This window comes from Gardnerella vaginalis (assembly GCF_001563665.1).
Classification (GTDB): domain Bacteria; phylum Actinomycetota; class Actinomycetes; order Actinomycetales; family Bifidobacteriaceae; genus Bifidobacterium; species Bifidobacterium vaginale_A.
On the sequence record NZ_KQ961850.1, the window covers coordinates 95,937 to 113,500 of the forward strand.

Here is a 17,564-nt window from a genome sequence, read left to right on the forward strand (position 1 = left end):
GGGGGGGGGGCAGGTTCTTTGCCTATAGCACAGTTTTTTCATACAGTAATAGTATACAATCTGTTTAACTTAACTTACAAAATCACATATAATTAAAGACTACGAATATAAATTGATGGAGTTTACTTAGATAATATGATTAAAATTTTGTTATTTTTTATAGTACTTGTGTTATCTCTACTTATTGACGCGTATATGACAATACTATTTTTGCGAGTTATTTTTGATTGGTTGCATGTATTTTTCCCTTCATTGCGTTTTAAAGGTGTGTTAAGTATTATTCTTCGCGTTATTTACTATCTTACAGATCCGCCTTTAATGTTTTTAAGACGTTATATTCCTCCTATGAATATGGGTAGAATAAGTTTTGATACGTCATTTATTGTTTTGTATTTTGCTTTGATAGTTCTGAAAAATCTTATTTATTTTCTATAAATAATTTCTAGCGTGTAGATTATTGAAGTTAGTAGTGATTTTAGATGAGAGTTTGAGTCGTGATCTTGATACTAAGATTACAAGAAATGAATAATATGTAGCGCGAGCAATGCTTGAAGAATCCTAAAAAATAATGGATTTAGTGTAGGATTTCCTAGTTATTATCTAAAAATAAATTAGATATGAAAACAAATATTATTTGTAATTTTATTTTTAATACTCGTGTTTTGATGTAATTGGTGACTCAACGTGGTAGCATCAAAGAGATATATATCTTGGAGCATCGTCCCCAAAAGTGAGGTGTAATGCATTATGACTCTTTTAACGCCTAAAGATATTCGAGAGCATACTTTTCAAATTGTTCGTTTTAAAGGCGGATATGACGTTGACGAAGTTGACGATTTTTTGGATCAAGTAACTGAAACTATTGAAGCTCTTGGTCAGCAAGCTGTTCAGGGGCTTGGTGCTTCTACTCAGTCGCTAGGTCAGGATGTTGCTGGATTAAATAAAAAGATTGCTGAGCTTACTTCTCAAGTTGCATCTTTGAATGAAGAAAATGAGTCTTTGCGCGCATCTTCACAGCAAAATTCAGATAAAGAAGATGTTGTTTCTGCAAAGCTTAGTGAAGCTGAAGAAAGTAATCGCGCGTTGTCTGTGCAAAACGAGCAGCTTAAAGAACAGCTTGATGCTATGAGCAATCAAATTGATCAGCTTACAGCACAAGCAGCTAAGTCTGATAATGACGATAAAGCTCAAGCTCAGGAGCTTGAATCAGTTAAACGTGAACGTGATGATTTCCGCGCTAATAGTGAGAATTTGAGTCGTGAGCTTGATTCTATTCGTCAACAACTCGTTGTAACGCAACAAGAAAATGTTAAAGTTCAGGATTTGACTCGTCAACTTGAAGAATCTCGTCAGCGTGAAGAGCAATTGCGTCAGCAGGTTTCAAAGTTAGAGCCTAATACTGAAACTGGTAGCTTGCAAAAAATTGCTGGAGCTGGCGCTGAAGCAGTAGGTTCTGAACCAGAGCGTGCTACAGCAATGTTGACTCTTGCAATGCAATTGCATGATCAATATGTTGATAAAGGTAAAGCTAAAGCTCAGCAGATTGTTGAAGAAAGCCAAGCTCGTTATAACGAAGTTATTGCTAAGGCTGATGATTATTCTAATCGCACTCGTTGCGAAGCAGACGCGTATAGCAAGCAGACTCGTGATGATGCTGATGATTATTCTGCACGTACTCGTTCTGATGCTGATGCTTATGCTGCTCGTGCTCATAATGAAGCTGATGCTTATTCTGGCAAGGTTCGTCAAGCTGCAGATGATTACTCTAAGCAAGTTCATGATCAAGCAGATCAATATGAAGCAGAAGTTCAGCATCGTGCTGCAGATTACGATGCAGATACTCGTACTAAGGCTGATGCTTATGCTCGCCAAGTTCGTGAGAATCTTGAGAAGCAAACTAAGGTTATTGAGGGCAACATTCAGAGTCTTAAGCAATTTGAAACTGAATATCGTACTCGCTTGACTGATTTCCTTGGTCAGCTTGTTGCTCAAGTTTCTGACGAAAACGCATATGCTGCTCTTGGTCAGAAGCAGACTTCGAATGAAGATAAGCAGGAATAGTTTTAAAGACTAGCGTAACTTTTAAATGTTTTCGCTTTTAAGTCGATTCTATTTCTATTACAGATCGGATAAAAATTGACGCATAGAGATGTGCGTGTGGAACGGCTGCGTGTTCGCGCAGCCGTTTTTGCACTAATTGTTTTTGCTGGCGTAGCATTAGATCGAATAACTAAAATTTGGGCTTTAGCAACGCTTAGTGATGGGAGAAAAGTAGAGATTCTTCCACGTTTGCTTTCTTTAACTCTTGTACGAAATCCTGGAGCATCTTTTGGTTTAGGATCCTCTTTTACATGGGTTATTAGCATATTAGCTTGTGCTGCTTGTGGTGCAATGATAGCTGTTCTTAAGCGCACGAAATCTTTGTATTGGACTTTTGCGCTTGCTTTAGCTTTTGCTGGAGCTTTTGGAAATCTTATAGATAGAGCGCAATACGCTGATGGCTTTTTGGACGGAAAAGTCGTAGATTTTATAAATTACGGCTGGTCTGTTGGTAATGTTGCAGATATTGAACTTTTCGTTGCAGCTCTTTATATAGTTTTGCTTGTTTTTGTTGGACTTCCTCTTGTGGAAAAAAGTGATAATACGATTAAGGATTTTGCAGAGTCTAATAAGTCTAAGGATTCTGAAGATTCTGATTCTAATTTTGCAGATTTTAAGGAGTCTGATTCTGAAGATTTTAATTTTGCAAATTCTGATAAGTCTGATTCGTTTGAGAAGAGTGCTAGTAAGTCTGATTCGTTTAAGAATAAATTTGCAGATTCTGATTCTTTAGATAATGATTCTAAAGAATCTTGTATAGATACTCATTTAGATAGTGAATTATAGAGAGCGTGTATGAGCGATTCTTTATTGCCGATTCCTAGTGAACTCGTTGGAAGTCGTTTTGATATAGCATTATCAAAAATGATAAGTGTTTCTAGAGCAAATGCAATATCTTTAATTGATAGCGGGCAAGCAAAAATTGCAGATAAAAAATCTCATAAATCATCTATTTTGCAAAATGGCGATTTAATTATACTTTCTAAAAAAGAAGATATAGTTTCTAAACCTGTTTTGTGTAATATGCAAATCGTGTATAACGATGATGACATTGTAGTCGTAGATAAGCCTGTGGGAGTGGCTGCTCATGCAGCTGCTGGATGGGAAGGTGCAACTGTAGTAGAAAACCTTCTTGCTATGGGTATAAACATTAACGTAACAAAATGCGAATCTTATAGACGAGGAATAGTAAGTCGATTAGATGTTGGTACTAGTGGACTTATGTTAGTGTGCAAATCTGATTTAGCTTATGAAGTTATGAAACAGCAGTTTAAAAATCATGATGTTATAAAAATCTATCATGCTTTAGTGCAAGGAAATATTAAACAAGATAAGGCTACTATTGATGCTCCAATTGGTAGAGCAAAAGTTTGCGATTTTCGTTTTACTGTAACTGAATCAGGAAAGCCTGCGATTACACATTGGGATGTTATAGAGCGCTTTAGGGGAGCTACTTTAGTAAAAGTTAATTTAGAAACAGGTAGAACGCATCAAATTCGCGTTCATTTCTCGTCAATAGGACATCCTGTTGTTGGGGACCCTATGTATGGAGCAAATCCTCAATTAAGTAAGACTTTGGGGCTTTCTAGGCAGTGGCTTCATGCAATGACTCTAAAATTTAAGCATCCTCGTACGAATAAATTGATTGTTTTAGAGTCAAAATATCCTTCAGATTTGCAACACGCTTTGCAGGCCGTGCGCCAATTATGAAAGAGAGCATATTTATAAAACAGGTCATATTGAATCTATAAAATAGCGACTATGACACATCCAGAAACTTCTTTTGTTCACTTGCACAATCATACGCATTATTCGCTTTTAGACGGTGCTTCTAAGATTCCAGATTTAGTTGCGCGCGCAAAAGAGTTAGGTATGCCAGCTATTGCGATTACAGATCACGGAAATATGCATGGCGCATACGAAATGTGGAGCACTGCTGTAAAGAACGGTATTAAGCCTATTATTGGAATCGAAGCTTATGTTACTCCAGAAACAGCCAGACAAGACAAAAGCCGAGTTCATTGGGGAACTGAAGAACAAAGAAGTGACGATGTTTCTGGCGGTGGATTGATTACACACATGACAATGTGGGCTCAAAATGATGAAGGACTCGAGAATCTTATTAAAGCGTCTTCTATAGCTAATCTTGAAGGTCTTGTTATGAGATATCCTCGTATGGATAAAGACTTGCTTTCAACTTATTCTAAAGGCGTTATAGCGTCTTCTGGATGCCCATCTGGAATTATTCAAACTCGTCTTCGTCTAGGACAATTTGATGAAGCTCTTAGAGCAGCTGGAGAGTTTCAAGATATTTTTGGGAAAGATAACTTTTTCATAGAATTGATGAATCACGGTCTTTCTATTGAAACTCGAGTTACAAAAGATTTGCTTGAGATTTCTAAGAAGTTGAATGCTCCTCTTCTTGCTACTAACGATTTACATTATGTTCGAGAAGAAGATCGTGAATCACAAGATGCAATGCTTTGTATAAATTCTGGTTCTAGACTAGACGATCCAAATCGTTTTAAGTTTGACGGTTCTGGGTATTACTTAAAGTCTGCAGAGCAAATGCGTGAGCTTTTTAAAGAATTCCCTGAAGCTTGTGATAATACTTTAGAAATTGCTCGTAGATGCAATGTTATGTTTGATGACGGTGAAGATGGCGCTTTTATGCCAAAATTTGACTGCCCTGAAGGTTGGGATGAAACTTCGCTGTTTCTTAAAAAAGTAGAAGAAGGTTTGGAACGTAGGTATGACAATAACGTTCCTATTGAAGTGCTTAAACAAGCAGACTACGAGTGTGGCGTTATATGTCAAATGCAATTCTGCGGATACTTCCTTGTCGTTGCAGATTATATTAACTGGGCTAAAGAGCATGGTGTTATGGTTGGTCCTGGTCGAGGAAGTGCAGCAGGCGCGATGGTTGCGTATGCAATGGGAATCACTGAATTAGATCCTATGAAGCATGGTTTGATTTTTGAACGATTCTTGAATCCTGAGCGCGTGTCTTTACCTGATATTGACGTTGATTTTGACCCTGATGGACGAGCTAAAGTTCTTGAATATGTTGGTGAAAAATATGGTAAAGATAAAGTAGCACAATGTGTTATTTATGGAACTATTAAAACTAAGCAAGCTCTTAAAGATGCTGCTCGAATAATGGGTTACGAGTTTTCAGTTGGAGAAAAAATAACGAAAATTTTACCTCCTGCAAAAAACGGTAAAGATATGAGTTTGCGTGAGATTTTTGACGAAAATTCTAAGCGTTATGCTGAAGCTCGAGAATTCCGTGAAATGTATGGTTCAGATGAAGATATAAAGAAAATTACAGGAGAAGCAAGAGGTATTGAAGGTTTGATTCGTCAAACTGGTGTGCATGCTTGTGCAACAATAATGGGATCTGAGCCTATAACTAATACTTCTCCTCTTCTTGAACGTACTGATGGAACTATTACAACAACTTTTGAATATCACACTTGCGAAACTCTTGGCTTAGTTAAGATGGACTTTTTGGGTCTTTCTAACTTAACTGTTATTAGAGATACTATTCGAAATGTTGAGAATAATCGTCATACAAAAATTGATTATACGAAAATACCTTTAGACGATAAAGAAACTTACAAACTTCTTGCAAGAGGAGATACTTTAGGAGTTTTCCAGCTTGATTCTGATGGTATGCGAGCTCTTCTTCGTACTTTAAAGCCAGATAATTTTAACGATATTTCGGCTTTGATCGCGCTTTATAGGCCAGGTCCTATGGATATGGATTCTCATACAAACTATGCTAAGCGTAAGAATGGTTTGCAAAAGATTACGCCTATTCATCCAGAAGTTGCAGAGCCATTAAAAGATGTTCTAGGCGAAACTTATGGTTTGATTGTTTATCAAGAGCAGGTGCAATCTGCTGCGCGTATTTTAGCAGGGTATAGCCTTGGTAAGGCAGATGTTTTGCGTCGAGCTATGGGTAAGAAGAAGCCAGAAGTGTTGGCTAAAGAGAAAATCCCGTTCTTTAAAGGTATGCAAGAGCATGGGTATTCTAAAGAAGCTGCTCAAGCTGTGTGGGATGTTTTAGTTCCATTCTCTGGTTACGCGTTTAATAAAGCTCATTCTGCTGCATACGGTTTGATTTCATATTGGACTGCTTACTTAAAAACGCATTATCCGGTTGAATTTATGGCTGCGTTACTCCAAAACGAACGTACGAATAAAGATAAGACTGCACTGTATTTAGGTGAAGCAAGGCGCATGGGAATTCGCATTTTACCTCCTGATGTTAATGAATCAGTATTAGAGTATTCTGCTGTAGGCGATGTTGTGCGATTCGGTCTTGGCGCAATTAGAAACGTTGGAGATAAAGCTGTAAAAGATATTATTGCTGAACGTGAATCTTCTAGAGGACGTTTTGTGAATTTCAAAGATTTCGTTAAAAGAGTTTCTTTCGATGCTCTTAACAGAAGGCTTGTTGAATCTTTGATTAAAGCTGGAGCTTTCGATTCTATTGATCCTAATAGGCGTGCTATTTGGGAAATTTGTGGACAAATGATAGATTCTGTAATACCTATTAAGCGTAAGCAATTGGAAGGTCAGTTTGATTTATTCTCTAGTATTGATGAAGATAATACAGATCAGTCGTTTTTAGGTGATGCTGAAGTAAATGTTCCTGATGTAGAAGAATGGGATAAAAAAACAAAGCTTAATTTTGAGCGTGAAATGTTAGGACTTTATGTTTCTGATCATCCTTTGAGCGGTCTTTCTGCTGTTTTAACTAGCTTGAGTGATATGAGTATTGCTGAATTGATTGATAAAGCAAAAACTATGAATGACCGCACTCAAGTGACTTTAGCGGGTCTAATTACTGGTGTAGATAGACGTGTTTCTAAACAAGGTAATGCGTGGGCAATAATCACACTGGAAGATATGGAAAGTTCCATACAATGTATGTTTTTCAGCAAAGCATATGAAGCTGCTGCAAATGATTTTGCGATTGATCAAGTAGCTCAAATTCGAGGAGTAGTTGAGGTTCGCGATGAAACAGTTTCTTTGCGCGGTAAATATTTTGAAATACCTTCTTTGGAATCTGTAGATTCAAGGCCTCTTAATATTGTTCTTCCTCATATGAGTATCAATAAATCTAAATTAGACAAGTTGAGTTCTATATTATGTGAGCATCCGGGTTGTTGCGAAGTTAATTTAGCTATTGTTGACGATCAAGGAAATTCGAAAGTATTTGTATTTGGAGATAAGTTTAGAGTTAAACGTGATACTTCGCTTTTTGCTGAAATTAAAATACTATTCGGTCCTAGTTGCTTGCCAAGCGCGTGATTATTTTAATTGAAGTGATTAACGTATAGCGTATTCGATTTAACTTATTGTAAAATAGGTAGAATATAAGCTGAATTTTGTAAATATTTGTGATGTTTACAATAATGTGTTTAATATGCTGATTGAGAAGCTCTAGTGAAAGATGATGAAAGTAGTTTTAAGAAGCGGAGTATTAAGATGAGCGGGGACGCTAAATCGCAAGAACAAGATAATTCTAAGGATTCTATTGAGGGTCAGGATTCTATGCCTGATTCTGAAGATAATCAAAGTGATCAAAATAATCAAAATAAAGAAGATTCTTCATGTGATTCGAAAGATAATTCGCATGTAAGAACTTCGTTTACTGATGAAGAACTTGATGCAGCATTAGCTAATTTTGAGCGTGAATTTGATGTAAATAATATAGATTCATCTTCTAATGTTGAAAATTCTAATGAATCTTCTGGAAGCTCTTCAACTAAGTCGGAAGAATTAAATAATTCTGATAATCTAAAAGATGGAAATCAAATTCCTGAAGCTATAGATATGACTACTCTTCATAGAAGTAAAGAAGCTGAAGAAGCTGCTAAAAAATTTGAAGAAAATACGTCTTTTGAAGATACGCTTGAAGGTTTAACTGGTCAGAAAGCTCGTTCTGCAGTAATTAGCACTTATGTTAATAAAGCAGATTTATTAGCTGCATTTTGTAAAATTTCTAAGATTTCTGCTATTTGTGTTCCGTCAGAAACCGGTAGTATAGCTATTTTAAGGAATCTTAATAATGATGAGCCAGAATGTGCAGTAGTTAGATTAAGTGAATTATTAGGTCCTGTTGCAATGATTCTTTTAGTAAACAGAGCTAATAAACTTGATGTATCTGTATACGAAGCTGGAAAGACAAAAGAGATGTTTCTTCCTGCTCCTTTAGCTCTGACAATTTTACCTGATGAAGTAGCAGATGTCGTTTTAGGTGTGAGTGCAATGAAAGATTTTCAATTAACAGATGAAATCTTTGATTCTGAGAAACTAACTTTTAACAATGCGATGTCAATTTGTAATAAATATTTTACTAAGTTCGGTATGTGAGTAAAATAGATTTGCTTTGTGCGATTTGATTATAGATCACATTAACAATAGGTAAATTCCTCATGCATATTCATAAAAATAGACATGTATAAGGGATAATAAATATACGGTAAGATTTTCCGAATTTATACAGGACTATAAAGATTATGGATAGACAGCAAGAGTTTGCTTTGCGCACAGTTGAAGAGCGTGACGTACGATTTATTCGACTATGGTTCACTGATGTATTAGGAACATTAAAATCTGTTGCTATTGCTCCAGCTGAACTAGAAGCTGCATTCGAAGAGGGAATTGGTTTCGATGGTTCTGCAATAGAAGGAATGACTAGAGTTTTAGAAGACGATATGATTGTAAAACCAGATCCTTCTACATTCCAGATTCTGCCTTGGCATGGTGGCCCACAGGGGACAGCTAGGATGTTTTGCGATGTTTTAACTCCTGATGGCGAGCCTTCGCTTGGAGATCCTCGTCATGTGCTTAAAACTGCGCTCGCTAAAGCTAAAGAAAAGGGCTTTACTTTTTACGTTCACCCAGAAATAGAATTTTATTTGTTTGAATCTCAAGATGATTGGTCCAAAGCTCCTGTGCCTATTGATGAAGGCGGATATTTTGACCATGTTCCTAGAAGTTCGGCAATGGATTTCCGCCGTAGTGCTGTAAGCATGCTTGAACAGATGGGTATTTCTGTTGAGTATTCGCATCATGAGGGTGGTCCTGGTCAAAACGAGATTGATTTACGTTATGCAGACGCTCTTACTACTGCAGATAATATTATGACTTTCCGCACTGTTGTTAAGGAGATTTCTCTTGAGCGTGGAATGTATGCTAGCTTTATGCCTAAGCCTTTGACTGATCAACCTGGTTCTGGAATGCACACTCATTTGAGTTTGTTTGAGGGAGATACGAATGCTTTCTATGAAGCAGGTCAAGAGTTTAATATGTCTTTGATTGCTCGCCAATTTGCTGCTGGTATTTTGCATCACGCGTCTGAGATTTGTGCTGTTACTGATCAATATGTCAACTCGTATAAGCGCTTGTGGGGTGGTGCTGAAGCTCCAAGCTATGTGTGTTGGGGTCATAGTAATAGATCTGCACTTTTGCGTGTTCCGCAATATAAACCTGGGAAAGGCAATTCTTGCCGTATGGAGTTTAGAGCTCTTGATCCTGTAGCTAATCCTTATCTTGCATACTCTGTTTTGCTTGCTGCTGGTTTGGATGGTATTGATAAGCAAATGACTTTGTGTGATCCTACTAGCGATGATGTTTGGGAGCTTACAGATGCTGAGCGTCAAGCTATGGGAATTCAGCCTCTTCCTGAGTCTTTGGATGAAGCTTTGAAGATTATGGAGAAGTCTGATTTTGTTGCTAGCGTTTTAGGCGAGCACGCTTTTGAGTACTTCTTGCGCAATAAGCATCAAGAGTGGGAAGAGTATCGCCGTCAGGTAACTCCTTACGAGCTTGAAAAGTATTTGCCTCGTCTTTAAGTTTTGCTTTGCTAAGTTTAGACGCTTTAGTTTTTCTGAATAGTTTTGAATATTTAGTGAGTCTAGGGTTGTAATTAAGATGGCGTAGGTTCCGGTTCACGCGAAGCTATTGGGGTTTTGCGACCCGGGTCGCCTGGATTCCATAGGAGACATTATGAAGCAGGGTATTCATCCCGATTATCACGCAGTGCAGGTTACATGCTCATGCGGAAACACTTTCGTAACACGTTCCACAGCTAATGGTGATCATATGACTGTTGATGTGTGCTCAAAGTGCCATCCATTCTATACCGGCAAGCAGAAGATTCTCGATACAGGCGGTCGTGTTGCTCGCTTCGAGAAGCGCTACGGTAAGAAGACTAAGTAGCTTTTATAACGCCAGCCTTGTTTTCGTGTAACTTCACGAATCTTGGCTGGCGTTTTTAGTTTAGTTGATTGTACTTAATTCGTTTAGAATGCGTAAATTATCTTAATTGTATTTAAGCTAGTAAAATCAGCGCTTCTATGTGCTTCATGCAATGCAATGCTTGAGATTAAAGCAAAATAAAAGCAAAAGTATAAGCAAGATAACGTAAGATAACGTAAAATTAACGCTTAATTTATAAATTTCTTTAGTCATCTATCAAAGGAATACAATGGCTGAGTCAGTAGATGAACAGTTCCCATCGGCTTCAACAGCGTTAGAAGAATATCGCGATATTGAGGCTCGCATGGGAGATCCAGAAGTAGCATCGAATCCAGATGCTATCCGTAAGCTTGGTAGAAGACATGCTGAGCTTGGTTCAATTGTGAATGCGTATCTCGCTTATAAGCAATTATGTGAGGATTATGATGCAGCTAATGATATGGCTAGTGAAGATCCTGATTTTGCTGAGGAAGCTAAGCGTTTAGAAGAACAATTGCCTGTAGCTAAAGAAAAATTGCGTACTGCTTTAATTCCTAGAGATCCAGATGATGCGCGAGATATGATTATGGAAATCAAAGCTGGCACAGGTGGTGAAGAAGCAGCTTTATTTGCTGGCGATTTGTTGCGTATGTATATGCGTTATGCTGAAAAACGTGGATGGACTACTGTTATTCAGAGCGAGAATTCAACAGAGCTTGGTGGAATAAAGGATGTTCAGCTTGCGATTCGTGCAAAAGGCACTCCTGCTCCAGAAGACGGCGTTTGGGCAAGTATGAAATATGAAGGTGGCGTACATAGAGTTCAGCGAATTCCAGTTACTGAATCTCAAGGTCGTATCCAAACTTCTGCTGCTGGCGTGATTGTGTTTCCGGAAGCAGATGAAGATGATGACGAAATTGAAATCGATCCAAAAGATTTGAAAATTGATATTTTCATGAGCTCTGGTCCTGGTGGTCAGTCTGTAAATACTACGTATTCTGCAGTTAGAATGACTCATATTCCAACAGGAATTGTTGTAAGCATGCAAGATGAAAAGTCACAAATTCAAAATCGTGCTGCAGCTCTTCGCGTATTAAAATCACGTTTGCTTGCTATGAAGCATGAGCAAGAAGCTCAAGAAGCAGCAGACATGCGCCATTCTCAAGTTCGATCTCTTGATCGTTCAGAGCGAATTCGCACGTATAATTTCCCTGAAAATCGTATTGTAGATCATCGCACAAACTACAAAGCTTATAACTTGGATCAAGTGCTTGATGGTGATTTACAGCCAGTTATTGACAGCGATATTCAAGCAGATGAAGCAGATCGTTTAGCTCAAGCTAAATAGTGATTTTATATTTATTTCGTTTGTTATGCTTTTACTTTTGCAAAATGCTATTGAGCGCCTTCGTAAAGCAGGCGTTGAGTCAGCAGAATATGACGCTCGTTTGTTGTTAGCTCATGCGTGCTCAGTGAGTTTATCTGAACTTGATAAAGCTCTGATTATGGGAGATTATAAGAGTTTTGACGTTGAATATAAAAATCGTTACGAAGAATTTATTATAAGACGTGCTTCCAGAGAGCCTTTGCAATATATTGTTGGCTATGCGTCTTTTCGTTATTTAGATTTGAATGTTGCTAGCGGAGTGTTTATACCGCGTCCTGAAACTGAAATAGTTGTTGAAGAAGGATTGAATTGGCTACGTAAATCTTGTATAAAAAATCCTATTGTAGTTGATTTGTGTGCAGGATCTGGGGCTATTGGTTTGTCTGTTATAACTGAATTCCCACACGCGCGCGTGTGGGCAGTGGAAAAATCTTCTGAAGCATTCAAATATTTGTGTAAAAATGTTGAGCATACTTCGAAAATATATAAAAATATTGATATTTTATCTAATTATCACGCAATTTTGGCAGATGCTACAAAAAACGATATACCTGAATTGTTAGATATAAAAGGAAAAGTTGATTTAGTTATTACAAATCCGCCTTATATACCGCAAAATCAAATTCCTGAGCAGATTGAGGTTCGTGATTATGATCCAGAAATGGCGTTATATGGCGGTTCGTTAGATGGCTTGCGTATTCCAGAGCAAATTATGCGTGTATCTTATGAGCTTGTTAAGAAAAATGGTGTAGTTGTTATGGAACATGATATTTCGCAAGGCAAATCTCTTAAAGAATATGCTATGAGTATTGGTTTTTCGTATGCTGATGTGCGCAATGATTTGACGGGAAGACCGAGGTATCTATTTGCTTTAAAGAACGTAAAATAAAATTGCGTAAGCAGTATTGTATCGTAAAATTGAATATTTTTGTATTTTGTAATGAAATTAAGAGGCGAATATGATGAGTAAAATTTGTAGTATTAATGAAGAATCACTTCAGCTCGCTGCTCAAATTATCAATGCTGGTGGAGTAATAGTAGTTCCAACTGATACTGTTTATGGAGTTGCTTGCGATCCATTTAATGAAAAAGCAGTTGCGAAGATTTATGAGCTTAAGCGTAGACCTAGAACGAAAGCATTACAAATTTTAATGAGTGGTGTTTGTGATTTAGAAAAGCTTGGATTATATTTACCGGATCCTTTAGATAAATTATGTCAGAAATTCTTGCCTGGTGGTTTTTCTCCGATAGCGTTTGTTAAGAAGAATTCTAATGCTTCTAAGCTTGCTACTATTTGTGTTGCTAATAATAGTGTTGATGAAGCTACTCAAGGTGTACGTGTTCCAGATTGCCCGCGCTTGATGGAAATTTTGCGTGTTACAGGTCCTTTAGCTGCTTCTAGTGCTAACAGAAGTGGTGACACAAGTGCTGATAGTGTTGAAGAAGCATTTGATGCATTTGGTGAGGATATACCTTTGTACTTGGATGCTGGTCGAACTCGTTCACATGTTGCAAGTACGGTTGTTGGAGTTGATAAGAACGATAAAGATGGAATAGTTGTATTTCGTGAAGGCGTAATTTCAGATTGTGAAATACGTAACGCATTACATTAAACACGTTTTTTAGTAGCGTGCGTTATTTGCGTTTTATGAGAAGTGTTGTGTTTTATGTGTTTTATGTTGTGTGAGTGTCTTTTTGCAAGTAAATGTGTGTTTTGAGCTTATTAAATTTGATAAATTTTATTGATATAAGAGAAATAATAATATAAGAATATGTGTTCAACGCGTGTTAAGAAAGGCATTTAATATGAGAGTGTACTTGTTTATTTCGGCAATTGCCGGTGGTGCAACTTGGCTCATTATGCCTCTTATACGTCATCTTGCTATAACTATGGGTGCAGTTGGGAAAGTTAGAGCTAGAGATGTTCACACTATACCTACACCTCGTATGGGTGGTGTTGGTATGTTATTTGGTTTGGCTGTATCTTTGGCTTTTGCAAGCTCTATGCCTTTTATTTCTGGTCTTTTTGCAGGTACGTATCAGCCGTGGGTAGTTTTAGCTGGAGCTGTAATGATCTGCTTGCTTGGAGTATGTGATGATATTTGGGATTTAGATTGGATGCTAAAGTTATCTGGACAGCTTCTTATAGCAGTGTTTGTAGCATGGGGTGGATTGCAAATTGTTACTTTACCGTTAGGCTCTCTTGTCACTGCTTCTCCAAGTTTATCTATTGCTATTACTGCATTCTTGATTGTTGCATCTATTAATGCAGTAAATTTTGTAGATGGATTAGATGGACTTGCTTCTGGAATTGTTGCAATTGGTGGAATCGCATTTGCTACATATTCCTATATTCTTGCTAGGACATCTCCAATATATGCTTCTATGGCAACTCTTATTGATGTAGTTATGGTGGGTGTTTGCATAGGATTTATATTGCATAATTGGCATCCTGCAAAACTATTTATGGGTGATTCTGGTTCTATGTTAATAGGATACTTAATTACTTGCGCTTCGATTATAATGACTGGCCATATTGATCCTTCAGCTGTTCATACGAGTGTATATTTGCCTGTGTTTATGCCTATTTTATTGCCTATTTTGGTTCTTTTCTTGCCTGTGTTAGATATGTGTTTAGCAATTGTTAGAAGAGTTAGTAAAGGTCAGTCACCTACACACCCTGATAGAATGCATTTGCATCATAGAATGCTTAGAATTGGTCATTCTGTGCAAGGTGCTGTTTTAATTTTATGGGGATGGGCTGCACTGATTTCGTTTGGATCTATAATGATTCTTTTCTTCAAAGCTATTTACGTCATTATTTGTATGATTATTGCAACACTATTGCTTACTGTTCTCACTCTTATGCCTTATTTGCGTAAGAGATTGCCGGAAATTCATAATTCTTAGAAACGCTATTTTTACAAACGTCATAGCAAAAACGTATAGTAACCCTATGGCTACAACTGATATTAACGCGGAAATCCTGTATGCTCCTGTCCCTCCAGTTTTTGAGAAGCTTGGACTTGCTTATGACGATGTTCTATTGCTTCCAAATGAAACTGATGTTATTCCGTCTGAAGTGGATACTTCTACTCATTTGACTCGTGAGATTACCATGAAAGTGCCTGCTATTTCGGCAGCTATGGATACTGTTACTGAGTCAGATATGGCTATCGCTATGGCGCGAAATGGTGGCATTGGTGTATTGCACCGCAATCTTTCTATTGATGATCAAGCTGCGCAAGTAGATATTGTTAAGCGCAGTGAGTCCGGTATGATTACCGATCCACTTACTGTTCACCCAGATGCAACGCTCGCCGATTTAGATAAATTGTGCGGGCGATTCCATATTTCGGGTTTGCCAGTAGTAGATAGTGAGAATCGCCTAGTTGGTATTATCACTAATCGCGATATGCGTTTTATTGCTTCCGAAGATTATGATCGCTTGAAAGTTAAGGACGTGATGACTCGTGAGAATCTAGTCACTGGTCCTTCAAATATTTCTAAAGAAGATGCTCATCGTCTTTTAGCAGACAATAAAGTTGAAAAATTACCTTTAGTTGACTCTTTTGGTAAGCTTACTGGTTTGATTACAGTAAAGGACTTTGTTAAGACTGAGCAATATCCAGATGCTACTAAAGACGATCAGGGTCGCTTGCGCGTGGCTGCTGGAATTGGTTTTCTTGGTGATGCTTGGCAGCGTGCTTGCGCTCTTATGGAAGCTGGAGTTGACGTTCTTGTGGTTGATACTGCAAATGGCGAAGCTCGTTTAGCTCTCGACATGATTCGCCGCATTAAAGCAGATAAAGCTTTTGATGGCGTGCAAATTATTGGCGGAAATATTGCTACTCGCCAGGGTGCGCAGGCAATGATTGACGCTGGAGTTGACGCTGTAAAGGTTGGCGTAGGACCAGGTTCTATTTGCACTACTCGCGTTGTTGCAGGCGTTGGTGTTCCTCAACTTACTGCTGTTTACGATGCAGCTCAGGCTTGTAAAGCTGCTGGTATTCCTTGCATTGCTGATGGTGGTATTCACTATTCTGGCGATATTGCTAAGGCTTTGGTTGCAGGTGCGGACACTGTTATGCTCGGTGGTACATTGGCTGGATGTGAGGAAGCTCCTGGCGAGAAGGTTTTGCTTCATGGTAAGCAATACAAGCTTTACCGTGGAATGGGATCTCTTGGTGCAATGGCTCCTCGTGGTAAGAAGTCTTACTCAAAGGATCGTTACTTCCAGGCAGACGTTACTAGCTCCGATAAAGTTGTTCCAGAAGGCGTTGAAGGTGAAGTTCCATACCGTGGTCCGCTTAATGCTGTGCTTTACCAGTTGCTTGGCGGATTGCATCAGTCTATGTTCTACGTTGGTGCGCACAATATTAAGGAATTGCAAGAGCGCGGACGCTTTATTCGCATTACAGATGCAGGGCTGCGCGAATCGCATCCTCACGATATCGTGATGACTGCAGAAGCGCCAAACTACAGCGGTTTCCATAATTAAATCGCGTGGTGCGCGTGGTGCGCGAGTTGCGCGTATAAGTCGCGTATAAGGCGCAATTAATTTTGCACTAAACGGCGAAAAGTTACGCAAGTTATCTACAACTTGCATGCTTTTCGTCGTTTTTTGTTTTGACAAGACGGATAAAATTATTATATAGTTAGTGGGATATCCCACTAAAAATGAGGTGATTTTGTGGAAGTAGTGAAAGATTATGACGTTCGTCTTGATAGTAAAAAGCGTGTAACTCTGCGTGGTGCTAAATATCCTTATTACAATGTTAAAGAATGTGATAATGGTTGTATTTTATTAGAACCTCGTGAACTTACTGTTCCAAAGAGTATATCTTCTAGAACTCTTAAAAGTATGGATGAAGCAATTCGCAATTTTAAAATTGGCAAAGTCTCTGAACCAGTTGATTTTTCTGACGAAGCTCGTCGTCAAGCTGAAGCTCATGAGGGAAAATCATTTAATAACACAGATGAACTTATGCAGGATTTATTAGATGCTTAAATCAGTATTTCGTACAACTTAGTTCATAGTAGTCTCTACGAAGATGTAGGCTGATGGGTTCGAAAAAATATTAGGAAAGGATAAAAATGGTTGAAGCTAAGGAAGATCTTACGTTTACTCCGGAAGAATCGCGCTTAATTTGGATTGATTGCGAGATGACTGGTCTTGATATTTTCCACGATGAATTATGCGAAGTATCTGTAGTTCCAACCGACTTTAATCTGAAAGTTTTGGACGATGGCATTGATTTAGTAATTAAGCCAAGCGAAGCTGCTGTGGCTCATATGAATGATTTTGTACGCAATATGCATACGTCTTCTGGGCTTGTTGATGAGTGGAATAAAAACGGTTTGCCTTTACAGGAAGCGCAAAAGCAGGTTGTTGAGTATGTAAAGCGTTTCTTGCCAGCTCGCGGGAAAGCGCATCTTGCAGGAAATTCTGTTGGATCTGACAAAAAATTCCTCGACCGTTATATGCCAGATTTAATGGCAAATTTGCATTATCGTGTAATAGATGTAAGTACGTTGAAGGAGATTTCTCGTAGACTTTACCCGGACGTTTACAGAAATAAGCCAGCAAAACACGGCGGTCACCGCGCGCTCGCGGATATTATTGAGTCGATTGACGAGCTTCGCTACTACCGCGATATGATGTTCGTAAAAGCTCCAGGTCCAAGCGAAGCACAGGCAAAAGCAGGTGCACAGCACATTGAAAGCACGAGCTTGCTTCGCGATTACGAAAATCGTGGAGAAGCGTTAGAAGACGTAAATTCCGCAGAAAAGCGCGATTATTAAACACACAAGGTACTGC

At 38.3% G+C, this 17,564-nt stretch carries 14 protein-coding genes and 1 pseudogene; all 15 read left to right on the plus strand.

The window, feature by feature from the left end; genetic code table 11:
* Window positions 1-135: 135 nt before the first annotated feature.
* The 15 genes and pseudogenes from HMPREF3230_RS00730 to orn all read left to right on the plus strand — a co-directional run bounded on the left by HMPREF3230_RS00730 (window position 136) and on the right by orn (window position 17,548).
* Complete coding sequence (locus HMPREF3230_RS00730; RefSeq protein WP_075523080.1) at window positions 136-435, plus strand: YggT family protein; 300 nt, start codon at window positions 136-138, stop codon at window positions 433-435.
* Window positions 436-747: 312 nt separating this feature from the next.
* On the plus strand, window positions 748-2,061 hold the full coding sequence (locus HMPREF3230_RS00735) for a DivIVA domain-containing protein (protein WP_075523081.1): 1,314 nt from the start codon (window positions 748-750) through the stop codon (window positions 2,059-2,061).
* A gap of 90 nt (window positions 2,062-2,151) precedes the next feature.
* Window positions 2,152-2,682: pseudogene (locus HMPREF3230_RS06655) on the plus strand (signal peptidase II); the annotation flags it as partial.
* 213 nt (window positions 2,683-2,895) lie between these two features.
* Window positions 2,896-3,810, plus strand: a complete 915-nt coding sequence (locus tag HMPREF3230_RS00745) for an RluA family pseudouridine synthase (RefSeq protein ID WP_075523082.1) — start codon at window positions 2,896-2,898, stop codon at window positions 3,808-3,810.
* Window positions 3,811-3,861: 51 nt separating this feature from the next.
* Window positions 3,862-7,422 carry a DNA polymerase III subunit alpha gene (gene dnaE, locus HMPREF3230_RS00750; protein WP_075523083.1) on the plus strand — a complete coding sequence of 1,187 codons (3,561 nt, stop codon included), beginning with the start codon at window positions 3,862-3,864 and terminating at the stop codon, window positions 7,420-7,422.
* Window positions 7,423-7,557: 135 nt separating this feature from the next.
* Window positions 7,558-8,487, plus strand: a complete 930-nt coding sequence (locus HMPREF3230_RS00755) for a hypothetical protein (RefSeq protein ID WP_075523084.1) — start codon at window positions 7,558-7,560, stop codon at window positions 8,485-8,487.
* A gap of 146 nt (window positions 8,488-8,633) precedes the next feature.
* Window positions 8,634-9,971: a type I glutamate--ammonia ligase gene (gene glnA / locus HMPREF3230_RS00760; protein WP_075523085.1), complete on the plus strand. Its 1,338-nt coding sequence runs from the start codon at window positions 8,634-8,636 to the stop codon at window positions 9,969-9,971.
* Between the two features lie 154 nt (window positions 9,972-10,125).
* Window positions 10,126-10,338 (plus strand): 50S ribosomal protein L31, encoded by a 213-nt coding sequence (gene rpmE, locus HMPREF3230_RS00765; protein WP_075523086.1) that lies wholly within the window; start codon window positions 10,126-10,128, stop codon window positions 10,336-10,338.
* Between the two features lie 268 nt (window positions 10,339-10,606).
* A complete protein-coding gene (prfA, locus tag HMPREF3230_RS00770; protein WP_075523087.1) occupies window positions 10,607-11,704 on the plus strand; it encodes a peptide chain release factor 1 in 1,098 nt (365 codons plus the stop codon).
* A gap of 25 nt (window positions 11,705-11,729) precedes the next feature.
* Window positions 11,730-12,632 carry a peptide chain release factor N(5)-glutamine methyltransferase gene (gene prmC / locus HMPREF3230_RS00775; protein ID WP_075523088.1) on the plus strand — a complete coding sequence of 301 codons (903 nt, stop codon included), beginning with the start codon at window positions 11,730-11,732 and terminating at the stop codon, window positions 12,630-12,632.
* Window positions 12,633-12,705: 73 nt separating this feature from the next.
* Window positions 12,706-13,356 (plus strand): L-threonylcarbamoyladenylate synthase, encoded by a 651-nt coding sequence (locus tag HMPREF3230_RS00780; protein WP_075523089.1) that lies wholly within the window; start codon window positions 12,706-12,708, stop codon window positions 13,354-13,356.
* Window positions 13,357-13,549: 193 nt separating this feature from the next.
* Window positions 13,550-14,653, plus strand: a complete 1,104-nt coding sequence (locus HMPREF3230_RS00785) for an MraY family glycosyltransferase (protein WP_075523090.1) — start codon at window positions 13,550-13,552, stop codon at window positions 14,651-14,653.
* 46 nt (window positions 14,654-14,699) lie between these two features.
* Complete coding sequence (gene guaB / locus HMPREF3230_RS00790; RefSeq protein WP_075523091.1) at window positions 14,700-16,244, plus strand: IMP dehydrogenase; 1,545 nt, start codon at window positions 14,700-14,702, stop codon at window positions 16,242-16,244.
* Window positions 16,245-16,436: 192 nt separating this feature from the next.
* The gene (locus HMPREF3230_RS00795) at window positions 16,437-16,754 is read left to right on the plus strand and encodes a hypothetical protein (RefSeq protein WP_082266207.1); all 318 of its coding nucleotides are present in this window, start codon (window positions 16,437-16,439) and stop codon (window positions 16,752-16,754) included.
* An 86-nt stretch (window positions 16,755-16,840) separates the two neighbouring features.
* Window positions 16,841-17,548, plus strand: coding sequence for an oligoribonuclease (orn, locus tag HMPREF3230_RS00800; protein WP_075523092.1), 708 nt, complete (start codon window positions 16,841-16,843; stop codon window positions 17,546-17,548).
* Window positions 17,549-17,564: the final 16 nt, after the last annotated feature.

What these genes read in the sequence shown, in the direction of transcription:
- HMPREF3230_RS00745 (WP_075523082.1), top strand. Translation starts at nt 2,896, where the DNA reads ATGAGCGATTCTTTATTGCCGATTCCTAGTGAACTCGTTGGAAGTCGT.
- glnA (WP_075523085.1), top strand. Translation starts at nt 8,634, where the DNA reads ATGGATAGACAGCAAGAGTTTGCTTTGCGCACAGTTGAAGAGCGTGAC.
- prfA (WP_075523087.1), top strand. Translation starts at nt 10,607, where the DNA reads ATGGCTGAGTCAGTAGATGAACAGTTCCCATCGGCTTCAACAGCGTTA.
- rpmE (WP_075523086.1), top strand. Translation starts at nt 10,126, where the DNA reads ATGAAGCAGGGTATTCATCCCGATTATCACGCAGTGCAGGTTACATGC.
- HMPREF3230_RS00735 (WP_075523081.1), top strand. Translation starts at nt 748, where the DNA reads ATGACTCTTTTAACGCCTAAAGATATTCGAGAGCATACTTTTCAAATT.
- HMPREF3230_RS00780 (WP_075523089.1), top strand. Translation starts at nt 12,706, where the DNA reads ATGAGTAAAATTTGTAGTATTAATGAAGAATCACTTCAGCTCGCTGCT.
- dnaE (WP_075523083.1), top strand. Translation starts at nt 3,862, where the DNA reads ATGACACATCCAGAAACTTCTTTTGTTCACTTGCACAATCATACGCAT.
- prmC (WP_075523088.1), top strand. Translation starts at nt 11,730, where the DNA reads ATGCTTTTACTTTTGCAAAATGCTATTGAGCGCCTTCGTAAAGCAGGC.
- orn (WP_075523092.1), top strand. Translation starts at nt 16,841, where the DNA reads ATGGTTGAAGCTAAGGAAGATCTTACGTTTACTCCGGAAGAATCGCGC.
- guaB (WP_075523091.1), top strand. Translation starts at nt 14,700, where the DNA reads ATGGCTACAACTGATATTAACGCGGAAATCCTGTATGCTCCTGTCCCT.
- HMPREF3230_RS00785 (WP_075523090.1), top strand. Translation starts at nt 13,550, where the DNA reads ATGAGAGTGTACTTGTTTATTTCGGCAATTGCCGGTGGTGCAACTTGG.
- HMPREF3230_RS00730 (WP_075523080.1), top strand. Translation starts at nt 136, where the DNA reads ATGATTAAAATTTTGTTATTTTTTATAGTACTTGTGTTATCTCTACTT.